General features: G+C 70.1%; 12 protein-coding genes. 7 read left to right on the top strand and 5 right to left on the bottom strand.

The window, feature by feature from the left end:
• Positions 1-31 precede the first annotated feature (31 nt).
• The gene (locus J2Z30_RS33350) at positions 32-691 is read right to left on the bottom strand and encodes a hypothetical protein (RefSeq protein ID WP_052701187.1); all 660 of its coding nucleotides are present in this window, start codon (positions 689-691) and stop codon (positions 32-34) included.
• Positions 692-948: 257 nt separating this feature from the next.
• Between J2Z30_RS33350 and J2Z30_RS33345 the strand changes: the two genes are divergently transcribed.
• Entirely contained in the window at positions 949-2,346 is a 1,398-nt protein-coding gene (locus J2Z30_RS33345; protein WP_044567774.1) for a M28 family metallopeptidase, read from the top strand.
• 79 nt (positions 2,347-2,425) lie between these two features.
• Here J2Z30_RS33345 and J2Z30_RS33340 read toward each other — a convergent pair whose 3' ends face one another.
• On the bottom strand, positions 2,426-4,459 hold the full coding sequence (locus J2Z30_RS33340; protein WP_044567772.1) for a M6 family metalloprotease domain-containing protein: 2,034 nt from the start codon (positions 4,457-4,459) through the stop codon (positions 2,426-2,428).
• A gap of 337 nt (positions 4,460-4,796) precedes the next feature.
• Between J2Z30_RS33340 and J2Z30_RS33335 the strand changes: the two genes are divergently transcribed.
• Positions 4,797-6,431, top strand: coding sequence for an AMP-binding protein (locus J2Z30_RS33335; RefSeq protein ID WP_078956470.1), 1,635 nt, complete (start codon positions 4,797-4,799; stop codon positions 6,429-6,431).
• A 102-nt stretch (positions 6,432-6,533) separates the two neighbouring features.
• On the opposite strand, the gene J2Z30_RS33330 is transcribed toward J2Z30_RS33335, so the two are convergent.
• Complete coding sequence (locus J2Z30_RS33330; protein WP_044567769.1) at positions 6,534-6,902, bottom strand: arsenate reductase family protein; 369 nt, start codon at positions 6,900-6,902, stop codon at positions 6,534-6,536.
• Positions 6,903-7,024: 122 nt separating this feature from the next.
• Here J2Z30_RS33330 and J2Z30_RS33325 point away from each other — a divergent pair, with 122 nt between their 5' ends.
• The 4 genes from J2Z30_RS33325 (at position 7,025) to J2Z30_RS33310 (ending at position 9,465) form a co-directional block, all read left to right on the top strand.
• A complete protein-coding gene (locus tag J2Z30_RS33325; protein WP_044567767.1) occupies positions 7,025-7,330 on the top strand; it encodes a hypothetical protein in 306 nt (101 codons plus the stop codon).
• 261 nt (positions 7,331-7,591) lie between these two features.
• A complete protein-coding gene (locus J2Z30_RS33320; RefSeq protein WP_044567765.1) occupies positions 7,592-8,071 on the top strand; it encodes a YflT domain-containing protein in 480 nt (159 codons plus the stop codon).
• Between the two features lie 99 nt (positions 8,072-8,170).
• The gene (locus tag J2Z30_RS33315) at positions 8,171-8,725 is read left to right on the top strand and encodes a hypothetical protein (RefSeq protein WP_052701186.1); all 555 of its coding nucleotides are present in this window, start codon (positions 8,171-8,173) and stop codon (positions 8,723-8,725) included.
• Positions 8,726-8,796: 71 nt separating this feature from the next.
• Complete coding sequence (locus J2Z30_RS33310) at positions 8,797-9,465, top strand: DUF305 domain-containing protein (protein ID WP_044567763.1); 669 nt, start codon at positions 8,797-8,799, stop codon at positions 9,463-9,465.
• Between the two features lie 77 nt (positions 9,466-9,542).
• Here J2Z30_RS33310 and J2Z30_RS33305 read toward each other — a convergent pair whose 3' ends face one another.
• The gene (locus J2Z30_RS33305) at positions 9,543-10,226 is read right to left on the bottom strand and encodes a M56 family metallopeptidase (protein ID WP_308280189.1); all 684 of its coding nucleotides are present in this window, start codon (positions 10,224-10,226) and stop codon (positions 9,543-9,545) included.
• 230 nt (positions 10,227-10,456) lie between these two features.
• The gene (locus tag J2Z30_RS33300) at positions 10,457-10,825 is read right to left on the bottom strand and encodes a BlaI/MecI/CopY family transcriptional regulator (RefSeq protein ID WP_044567759.1); all 369 of its coding nucleotides are present in this window, start codon (positions 10,823-10,825) and stop codon (positions 10,457-10,459) included.
• Between the two features lie 107 nt (positions 10,826-10,932).
• Between J2Z30_RS33300 and J2Z30_RS33295 the strand changes: the two genes are divergently transcribed.
• Positions 10,933-11,514, top strand: a complete 582-nt coding sequence (locus tag J2Z30_RS33295) for a TerD family protein (RefSeq protein WP_245388714.1) — start codon at positions 10,933-10,935, stop codon at positions 11,512-11,514.
• Positions 11,515-11,626: the final 112 nt, after the last annotated feature.

Raw genomic sequence — 11,626 nt, 5'->3', positions numbered from 1 at the left:
CCCCACTTCCCTCGGTCCGGAACGCTGAACGCTATTGGCGGCGGCAGTCGTAACTGCCTTGCAAAGTACTGCCGTCGGGGAAAGTGAAGCTCGTGGTGTCCTTGAAATGCCCCGGCCCGAGGACCTGGTAGTCATCCTTGAGGTCCAGCTTCACGCCCGTTGTCTGCCCCGAGGCATTCGGTGTGATCACCTGGGTGAGGGGCCCCTTGAATATCAGATGGCCGTCCTTCCAGCCGGACGAGGTGTAGTTCCCGGAGGAACCCCAGTTGTCGTGGTACTGGGTGATGAAATTCCCGTCCACGGGATTCCAGCCGAAGGACGAACGGCCGACCACGCTTCCGGGTTCGAGCGTGGCGTCCGTATAGAGGTAATGCCCGCCCAGGGCCCGCTTGGTGTTCAGCTTCAGCACCGCCGGCTTTCCGCCCGGCGGTGGGGTGTAGTCGCAGGTGTAGGAGCCGAGCAGAAAGTCCAGATCGCGGATCTGCGGGGGAGCGGGGAGCGGATTCCTGCCGCGCGGCGGTTTGGCTCTGGTATCGGGCTCGGCGTTCACCGGGGAGACCGTGAGCGCGATCAGGCTCACCGCGGCCACACCCACGACACCGGCCGGGACCCGCCGGGTCCACCTCCTCCGCCGGGCCGTGCCCCGCGGTTCCCACTCCCGCTCCCGTTCCTCCGAGCTTTCGGTACGCACACTCGACTCCCAACCGTCAATCGGGCGCTGACCTGCGGCTGAGCCACCTCATCGGCGGCTTGTCCGGATACGGCGACCATCATTTGTGCCGTCACCAAAGTGGGTCTAACGCCCGGCTTGGCCTCCCCCGGAAGAGACTTGGCCTCCCCCGGATGAGAAAAGGGGCGCCGCGAAAGAGGAGTGCCGGCCTCGCATTAGCCCAGCTTTAGCCCGCCCACCGACCATGAATGCCGACCATGGCGACGAGGAGGATGACGATGAGCGGCTGGCCGGAGCTGGAGAAGTACATCGATCGGGCGCCCACCTCGAAGGAGATGATGGCCTGGATCGAACTGATCGTCAGCCAGGGCATTCGCCGGGCGGGCTATCCGGCCGACGGCTGGACCGAGGAGTGGGCCGCCGAACAATTCCGGGATACCGGCCTGGAGGACGTACGGCTGGAGCCGCTGGACACGCCCATCTGGCGGCCGCGGTCCGCCGCCTTCGAGATCTGGCCCACCGGTCGGCCCGATGAGGTCATCCGCTTCGAGGGACTCGCCCTGCCGTACACCACGCCGACCGAGGGCACCGAGGGCCGGCTGGCGCGGATGGAGGACGGGGAGGTGCGGGGCTCCATCGCGGTCCAGGAGATCGGCTTCACCCGGCTGCCGCAGACCGAGGTGCAGGCCCGAGCCACCGGCTCCTACGACCCCGAGGGCGTCTTCCCCGACCTCGTCCAGACCGTGCCCTTCGACCTTCCCCATGTGCTGGACTTCGACATCGCCATCAAGGACGGCGCCACGGCCTATGTCGGCCTGCTCACCGGACTGCCCTGGGAGACCAGCGACTTCTACTGGCCCTACGATGCCGAGCGGCGCTCCGTCCCCGGCATCTGGCTGAGCGGCAAGGACGGGCAGCGGGTCCGCGAGCTGATGGCGTCGGGGGAGTGCGAGGGCCGGATCGTCTCCGATGCCACCATCACCGAGGAGACCACCCACAATGTGGTGGGCACCCTGCCCGGGGCCTCCGACCACTGGGTGATCGTCGGCTCACACCACGACGGTCCCTGGGCATCCGCGGTGGAGGACGCCTCCGGGGTAGCGCTCGTCCTGGCGCAGGCCAAGTTCTGGGCGTCGATGCCCCAGGAACTGCGGCCGCACAACATGCTGTTCGTGCTGACGTCCGGCCACATGGCGGGTGCCGCGGGCACCCAGGCGTTCATCGCGGCGCACCCCGAGCTGTTCCCCCGGGTCGTCCTCGAAATGCATCTGGAACACGCCGCACGCCAGGCCGAGGTGGTGGACGGGGAGGTCGTGCCCACCGACGACCCCGAGGTGCGCTGGTGGTTCACCACCCAGGCGCCCCAGCTGGAACAGCTGGTGGCCGAGTCGCTCGCGGCGGAGGACCTGCGCCGCTCGTGGATCCTGTCGCCGACCGCCTTCGCGCCGAACCCGGCCACCGACGGCGCCTATTTCTACTACACGGGCGTGCCGCTGGTGCAGCTGATCACCACGCCCATGTACATCTTCGATCCGCGGGACACCCCGGACAAGGTGGACGAGCAGAGCCTGGTGCCGCTCACCAAGGGGGCGGCGCGGATCATCGCCGGTACGGCGGGCTGTGAGCCCGACACCCTCCGGGTGCCGATCCAGACCGCGGCCGACGAGCCCGAGTAGGACCGCCGAACGGGGGCGGCCCGCCGGGTCCGCCGAACGGGGGCGGCCCGCCGAGTTCCGACGGGCCGCCCCCGTCGCCCTACCGGCGACCCGACAGCCGGCACAGCGCCTTGGCGGTTCGATGCGGATCGCTCTCGGAGCGGGCGGTGAGGACGATCGCGCCTCGCCGCTCGGCGCCCTTCTTCGCGGCCACGGCGACCTCCACATCGACCGATTCACCGGCCCTGGCGGTGGCGAGACGGTTGGGCAGCCAGGCGGACCAGCCCCGGCCGACCGCGCTCGCCGACAGCCGGTAGACATCCGAATCCACCGATGTGGCCGGAGTCGTCGCCCGGTCCCTGGTGGCGCGTCCGGTGTTGTCGAGACCGAAGGTGCACATGGCCCGGGAGCGGGAGGGATCCCCCTTGGCCTCGCCGCGGTGCAGGGCCACTCCGCGGCGCTGCGGTCCGGCGCCGTCAAGGGACTTCACGGCGATGGTGTACGAGAGCACCCCGGACCTGTCGCGCTCGAGGCCGAGCACATAGAAGTGCAGCCGGTTGGCGGGGTCGATGTACTCGTACTGGCTGCCGGAGTCGGCTCCGGCGTGGAAGAGGGCATCGCTGAGCTGCCGGTAGTCGCCCATGGTGATCTTCTGGTCGGTGCCGTCGGGGCGCCGGAAGTCCACCAGGTCGATGTCCTCGGGGTGGGCGTCGACCACCCAGGCGAACGGGGCCCGGTCCTTGTTCTTGGTCTTGGCCAGCAGCACCCCGTGATCCGGGGTAAACGAGTCCATCCCCATGCGGTCGACGACCTCGACGGTGTAGTTGTCGTAGCCGCCGCCGTCGCACAGCGGGTCGGTGCCGTTGTCGCACGGCTCCGACAGATCGCCGCCCATGGTGATGTTGACCCCGGAGAGCCCCTTCTCGCCCGGTGGCGCCGAGCGTGCGGTGACCCGGGCGACGACGAGTCCGGAGCTCTTCAGCGCGTCGCGGTCCAGCCGCAGCACGTTCTTCTCGTCCACGATGCCGAGCTTCAGCTTGTCGCGCAGCACATGCTGGGAGCCCATCGAGCCCCCGGCCGTGGCGGGTATTCGCCAGCGGGTGTGCGGTCCGCCGGGGCCGTTGAAGGAGCCGCGGGAGAGCATGCTCCAGATACCGGTGTACGAACGGCTGAGGGGGGTGCCGTACGGGTTGTTGTAGTTGTCCCCGATGCCCAGGATGTGGCTGAGCTCATGGGCGTACACGGCCATGCCGGAGCTCTCGGCCTGCACCGACGACCCGTCGGCGGCGTTGGGCCAGATACGGGCGGCGGCCTGCCAGGACGTCCACGGCACATAGCGGGTCCGGGCGGAGTTGTCGCCCGCGGACGCCGGTGGCCCCCAGGCGGCGGGTATGTCCGGTGCGCCCGGGAACTTCATCGGGCCGAACTCCTGCCAGGTGGACGACTCGTCCTGTCCGGCGGTGAGATAGAAGACGAAGTCGAACGAGTCCGCCTTGTCGGCGCCGACGTCGGCCACCCAGGCGGCCTTGCCGTCCTCCCGGATGTCCTTGCCGCAGGTGTCCCCGGCCGGGCAGGCGCCCGGGTTCATCGAGTCCTCGACGCCGTACTGATAGGACTTGCCCGGCATGCGGTACACACCGAAGGCGGTCAGATCGACGCCGATGCGGCCGCCGGAGTCCTCCATCCAGTACTCGTTGATGGTGTGACCGCTGTTCAGCGGCCCCGGTGTGTTCAGGAAGTCCTGGTAGAAGCGCGGGAGGCGGTCGCGCGGGATACCGGAGGCGCTCGGCTGCGGATTGCCGAACAGCGTGGACCCGGCCGGCCGGCTGACCGTGAACTCCTCGTCCGGATAGTCCAGAAGCACCAGCGCGCCCTTGAAGGTGCGCCGGGTGGGCTTGACGCCGGGGTCCGCCCAGTGGGTACCGGGGACCGCGCGGTAGTCGGCCCAGGTCATGTCGTCGGGGTTGCGCCACTGCTGCGGATCGATCGGCCGCGCCGGCGACGGCCCGGCGGGGTCGGCGGACGGTGTGCCGTCGGGGGTGGCCCGCGCGGGTCCGGCGGCGATGGCCGCCGCGGTGGCGAGGACGGTGGCGACGACGGTCAACCGGCCGACGGGTCTTCGGGGGAGGAACAAGGCTCACCTCGTGTCGGGCATCTCGGAGCTCAGACATGACAAGCCGTGCGAGCGGTATGCCTACCGCTGCCCAAAGGTAGGACGGGGAAAGGAGGGACGCCAGAGTGCCTCGGGACGTAAGAACGCGTCGGCTGACGGGCCGGTCGGAAAGCGCGATAGCGTGTACCGGCCAACGGGAGCTGCCGTCGCCTGGGACTTCGTCAGCACGACCCGGGAACAGCCCGCCCCGGAAGGCGAGGTGCGCTCGCGCCCCCGAGGTGCGTCCGCGCTCGCCCGATGTCGGGCACCGGCCCCTCCCGTCCGGCGCGACTCGTGGATACCAGCACTAGGAGCCCTCTTGACCAGCCCAGAACAGCGCATGGCTGACCTGCTCAAGACCTTCGGTGAGCCTGCGGCGAACACCGCGTACCTGCTGTGCGACAGGCACCCGGACGACGCCGTCGCGTTCACGGTGGTGGACAAGGACATGACCGGCCATGACATGACGTACGGGGAGCTTCGGGACCGTTCCTCGCGCATGGCCGGTGCCCTGGCCGCCCGGGGAGTCGGAGTGGGCGACCGTGTCGCCACCTTGATGGGCAAATCCGCCGAACTGCTGGTCGCGAGCCTTGCGATCTGGCGGCTCGGGGCCGTCCAGGTGCCGTTGTTCACCGCGTTCGCCTCACCGGCCATCGCGCTGCGGATCACGGGCAATGACACCAAGGTCGTGATCACCGACGCCGACCAACGCCCCAAGCTGGACCCGGAGTCGGGCTTTCCCGGCGAGCGTCCCTGGCGGATCGTCACCACCGGGCCGGCCACCGGGGACGATCTGTCCTTCGCGGAGCTGGCCGAGGGGCACGAGCCGCTGTCCGAGCCGGTGGCCGTGGGCGGCGACGGGCTCATCGTGGAGCTGTTCACCTCGGGCACCGCGGGCACGCCGAAGGCCGTCCCGATCCCGCTGCGGGCGGTCGCGGGCTTCACCATGTACCAGCAGTTCGGCCTGGACCACCGGCCCACCGACGTCTTCTGGAACGCCGCCGACCCGGGCTGGGCGTACGGCCTGTACTACGCGCTCATCGGGCCCCTCGCCCTCGGGCAGCGCGGACTGCTGCTGAACGGCCTGTTCTCCGCGGAGTCCACCTGGGAGGTGCTGTCCCGTTTCGGCGTCACCAACTTCGCCGCCGGGCCCACCGTCTACCGCAAGCTGCGCGCCTCCGGCATCCCCGCCCCCGCCGATCTGCGGCTGCGCTGCTGCTCCGCGGCGGGCGAACCGCTGCCCCCGGACGTCGTCGACTGGGCGCTCGAGACGCTCGGCGTCCCCGTGCGCGACCACTACGGCTCGACCGAGATGGGCATGGTGGTCGCCCATGCCTGGCACCCGGACCTGCGCGACGAGATCAAGCCCGGCTCCATGGGCCGTCCGCTGCCCGGCTGGAGCGTGAAGGTGCTGCGTGAGGACACCAACTCCGCGCTGGCCCGCGTGGACATCCCCGGACGGGTCATGGTGGACATCGCCGAGAGCCCGCTGATGTGGTTCAAGGGCTACCGCGACGCCCCCGAGCAGACCGCCGAGAAGTTCAGCCCCGACGGGCGCTGGTTCTACACCGGTGACACCGCCGCCCGCGACGAGGAGGGCCATCTGTTCTTCTCCGGACGCGGCGACGACATCATCCTGATGGCGGGTTACCGCATCGGCCCCTTCGAGGTGGAGACCGTGCTGCTGGAGCACGCCGCGGTGGGGGAGGCCGCCGTGGTCGGCATTCCGGACGACGAGTACGGCGAGGTCGTGGAGGCGTTCGTCGTGCCGCGCCCGGGGATCGAGGCGGACGACACGCTCGCGGCCGAGCTGCAGCAGCTGGTCCGGGAGCGGTACGCCAAGCACGCCTATCCGCGGCATGTGCACTTCGTGGCCGAGCTGCCGAAGACCTCCAGCGGCAAGACGCAGCGGTTCCTGCTGCGCCCGCAGCAGGCCGCACCGCGGAGCGGCTGAGCCGGCCCGGCCCGAGGTACCGAGCACCACGGACGCCCCGGCGCCCCGTGTACGACACGGGGCGCCGGGGCGTTTCCGCGCTCCGGTGGCCTGGCTCTGAGGTCAGCCGCGGGACCGGGACAGCGCCTCCCGCACCGCCTCCTCCGTGCGCCCCACCACCGCCGAACCGTCGTCCGCCGTGATGATGGGCCGCTGGATCAGCTTGGGGTGCTCGGCGAGCGCCGCGATCCAGCGGTCCCGTGCGCTCTCCTCACGCGGCCAGTCCTTCAGACCCAGCTCCTTCGCGGCCGCCTCCTGGGTCCGGGTGATGTCCCACGGCTCCAGCCCGAGCCGGTCGAGCGCCGCGCGGATCTCGTCCTGGCTCGGTACGTCCTCGAGATAGCGGCGCACTGTGTAACCGGCGCCCTCCGCATCGAGCAGGGTGAGCGCGCTACGGCACTTCGAGCATGCCGGATTGATCCAGATCTCCATGCCGCACACGGTACCGCGAGATCGCCTTGGAATGGGGTCTGACCAGGGGCCTTTGTCAGTACCCGGCCGTAGAATGGAGGGAGTTGAAGGGAAGGTTTCCCGACCAACTCAGGAGGTTGCCGATGGCCGTTGCCGGACCCCCTCTTCAGGATCTTCCGACCTTTCCGACCCTGCCGAAGAAGCGGATGCCGGCCGGGCGCCCGCGTGAGTGGTACGAGTCCCACAACCGCCGTCTGAAGGCCATGCGCCTGGCCATCGCGCTGCTCAACTCCGGTGTCTACCGCCCCGAGCAGGCGTCCAACCGCAAGATACGGTCCACGGCCGCCCGGATCGGGGTGCATCCGCCGTCCGACACCACCTGCCGGATGGTGCGCTCCCTCATCCGCACCGACCGCACCGACCACACCGACCGCGCCGCCTGCGGCTGATCCCCGTAAGGTCCGTCCCGCCCCCGGTTCCTTTCGCTCGCCGGAAAGGAACCGGGGGCTTCCGGGAATCGCGGCGGTGTCGGGCCGGGTGGAATTGAGGGGCGAAGAGTGCCGGGGAAATCTTCCACGGAGAGCCGCGGTGGCCGTTCCGGATATCCGGCTGCGCGGACCCTCGGCGGATTTCTCCGCGCTCTGCCGCGCCTCTCCCGTTGCGAGGGGGCAGGCGCGGGCGCACGCTCTCCTTGACGGAGGGAGTCAGCGATGACCCAGCAACCGCCGTCGGAGGTGGTCGACCGCACGGTCGTCGGCTCTTACCCGACCTACGCCGGCGCCCAGCGCGCGGTGGATTTCCTGGCCGACAACAAGTTCCCGGTGGAGCACACGGCGATCATCGGCTCGGACCTCCGGATGGTCGAGACCGTGCTCGGGCGGCTGACCAGGGGCCGTGCGGCGCTCGCGGGTGCCGGTACGGGGGCGTGGTTCGGGCTGCTGATCGGGCTGCTGCTGTCGGTGTTCGCGGCGGGTGCCCACAACGTGGTCGTGCTGCTCGTGAGCGGTCTGGTCTATGGCGCGGTGTTCGGGGCGATCTTCGGTTTCGTCGGGCACGCCATGACCGGAGGGCGGCGCGATTTCTCGTCCCGGAGCCAGATCGTGGCCGCGCGCTATGAGGTGGTCGCGGACGCCCAGGTCGCCGACGACGCGAAGAACATGCTGGCCAGGCTGGCGATGCGGGAGGGCTGAGCGGCTCCGGGGGCTTTCGGAGGGGTCCGCACACGTACTAATGACATTAGGAGTAGGGTGTGGCTCCGAGAGAGATCACACCGACCCCGAGGAGCGACGGTGGCCACCGGCGGGAGCATGCGCGCGGACGGAGTCCTTCCGCGGCTTCTGCTCGTCGTCGTGCTCGCGCTCGGGGTCTTCGTCATGCACACCCTGGGCCATCCCGGCGGCGGCTCCGGCTCGGGCATGACCCACTCGGCGGGCCATGCGCCCGGTGAGATGCGCCCCGCGGCGTACGACGGCGATCCCGGGACGTACGACGGCGATCCCGGGACGTACGACGGCGACCCCGCGTCGTACGGCGGCGATCACGGCGGCGGTACGGCCGCCACCGGCACCGGGCCGCAGCGGGCCGCTCCCGCCCCCTCCGCCGAGGCCGGGCATGCCCCGGCCGCGCCCGAGACCAAGCCGCGCGAACCCATGACCGGTATGGACATGGCCTCGCTGTGCGTCGCGGTGCTCGGCGTCTGGGTGCTCGGGGCACTCCTGTACGCCGTGCCCACCCGCCGGAGCGGTCCGCCGCCGAGGCTTTACGCGGCCGCGGCCGTCCTCGCGCGGCCCGATCCTCCCTCGCCCGGCCCCGACCTCACTGCCCTGGCTGTTCTGCGGATATAGGCCGAACCGCGCGTAAAGCGCCGGTACGCCCCATGGGACAGTCAACACTTGGCAAAAAGAGGTATATCGACATGACCGCATTCACGCGTGTCCCGCGTCGGCCGCTCCACCGCCGTCTGGCGCTCGTGGGCGCCGTCGCCGCCGGAGGGCTGCTGCTCGCCGGCTGTGGCGGGAACGACGACATGGAGGGCACGGACCACACGAGCGCGAAGGAGTCCGCCGCCTCCGAGGCGACCGCGAGCTCCGCCGCGGGCGCGTTCAACGACGCGGACGTCAGCTTCGCGCAGATGATGATCCCGCATCATGAGCAGGCCCTGAAGATGGCCGGACTGGCCGACGACCGGGCCTCGAACGCGCGGATCAAGAGCCTGGCGGGGCAGATCGAGAAGGCTCAGGACCCGGAGATCGTCACCCTGAAGTCCTGGCTCAAGGGCTGGGGCAAGCCGGAGAAGGCACCCTCGGACGAGATGCCAGGAATGCACCATGGCGCGAGCGGTAAGGGCGCTATGGGCGGAATGATGTCCGAGGAGGACATGCGGAAGCTCGAGGCCGCCAAGGGGCCCGCCTTCGACCGGGCCTTCGCGAGCATGATGATCGACCATCACAAGGGCGCGATCGCCATGGCGAAGGACGAGAAGAAGAACGGCCGTAACGCCAAGGCCAAGGAACTCGCCGACGACGTCGTGAAGAACCAGTCCACCGAGGTCGCCACCTTGCGGACCCTGCTCGACCGGCTCTGAGTCACGTCACACCCCGCCCCGGGCCCCGCGGTCCCTCCGCATGGCCCGGGGCGGGCCCATGAGGCGTGCCCGGAGTGCTACATCCCGGGGGCGCAGCCCAGCAGGGGAGGCAGCAGCGGTAAGCCCACCGCGACCGCCGCCGCCAGGCCGCACAGCGCCGGATGCGGACGCCGCCGGGCGTCCAGCATCCGCCGCAGCCGGACCACGGCGCCCGGTCCGCCGACGGTGAAGGCTCCGCCGGGGGCGTGGGGGGCGTGGCCCGCCGCCATCGTGTAGAGGGCGGAGACGAGCGCCTGGCGCGGATGGCGGCGCAGTGCGCGGTCGTCCGCGGCCATCTCCAGCAGAAGCGCCGTCTGCGCCCTGGCCTCGCGCGCCAGTGGCAGCCACCGGAACACCCGGGCGAACGCCTCCGTGGCCGCCAGCGCCAGATGGTGGCGGCCCGCGATATGCGCGCGCTCATGCTCCAGTACGGACTCCAGCTGTGCGGGGGAGAGCAGCCGTAGCGCGCCCGCGCTCACGACGATCCGCGGCCGGCGGCCGGGCAGGCAGTAGGCCGCGGGCGTGTCATGGTCCAGCACGGTGGCGCGCAGCCGCGCCGAGCGTCGGCCGACCATGTCCAGAACGCCCCGGTGGCGGGCGCGGGCGCGCCGGGCCCGCAGCACCTCATGGCCGAAGCAGACGAGCGGAACCAACGCCACCGCGGCCGGTACGGCGATGGCCGGGACGCCGATCGGGCCCGTGCCCGGGATTCGGGCGTTCAACGTCAACCCACAGAACCGGAGCAAGCCGGACATTCCATTATGAAGATGCCAAGTTGGGGTGACGAGGTGATAAGTGGTCAGAGCGAGCGCGATGGTGAACGACAGGACCAACCCATGCCAAACGGCAACCGCCAAGGCGGGTGCGCGATGCGGCCAGGCGCTGCGCGTCAGCGCCTTGGGGGCCGCTGAGCCGACCACGGCGGCGTAGCAGGCCAGGGCGAGGGCGGCCGTCACGCCTTGGTCCGCCGCCCCGCGGTCCGCAGGGCCTTGCGCAGCGCGCTGACCTCATCGGGGCCCATCTGCTCGACGAAGTGGGTGAGGGCGGCGGAGCGGTTCTCGCTGGTGCCGAGGGCGTCCTCCATCAGCGCCGCGGTGTACTCCTCGCGGCTGCGGACCGGTGAGTACACCCATGCCCGGCCCTCCTTGGCGCGCAGCAGCCAGCCCTTGTTGTAGAGGATGGAGGCGACGGTCATCACCGTGGTATAGGCGACCGGGCGGTGCTCGTTGATGTCGTCCACGATCTCCCGCACCGTCGTGGGACGCTGCCAAGCCCAGAGACGGTCCATGATCTCCGCCTCGAGCTCCCCCAACCGTCGCATGGACGCTTCCTTCCGCCGTTAGTACGGAGGCCCATAGTAGAGACCCCTCGGCGGGGCTCCGCACGCGGCTGTGGAAAAATCCTCAACTCGCCCTGCCCGCGATAGGCTTGACGCCACGCGCATTCAAATCCGCACGGTTCGAGGGAAGGGGAGTCCGGGTGACTGGTCTCAACAAGGGGCTTCAGAAAATCGAGGTGGCGCTCAAGTGGGATCCGAGCCCCATAGGTGAGCCGCCCCATGATCTCGACATCGTGGCCGGGACGTACCGCGCCGCCGATCCGTACGGTGCGCCCGCGTACCTCGTCCACTTCGACAGCCGCTCACCGGACGGCACCATCAACCTCAACAGGGACAGCCGCACCGGCCAGGGCCTTGGCACCGACGAATCCATGACCCTCGAGCTCGAACGGCTGTCGTCCGAATACGTCCGGGTGGTCGTCGGGATAACCATCCAGCAGGGTTCGGGGCGGAAGACCTTCGGGGGTGTCCCGAACACCAGTGTCCGGATTCTCAACGGATACACCGAACTCATGACGAGTGACTTCACCGGTGTCCCGGAAGCCACTTCCGCCACGGTCGCGGTATTCACCCGGGACGACGCGGGGGAATGGGGAATTCAGAGCGCTATTCGTGGATTCGACGCGGATCCCGAAGGCTTTGGGCAGCTCATGGGCAAGGATTATTCCTGAGCGTCCCGGGGGGACTTCCCGAGAGCTTCCTGAGCGGCCGGGCCACCGGGGCCCGATGCGGCGCGGGGCCCGCACGATCGTCGTGCGGGCCCCGCGCCGATTCCGGACATCA

It is taken from the genome of Streptomyces iranensis (assembly GCF_017874715.1).
Classification (GTDB): Bacteria; Actinomycetota; Actinomycetes; order Streptomycetales; family Streptomycetaceae; genus Streptomyces; species Streptomyces iranensis.
Note: the sequence above shows the minus strand (reverse complement) of the source record. Positions and strands in the feature narration are given on the sequence as shown.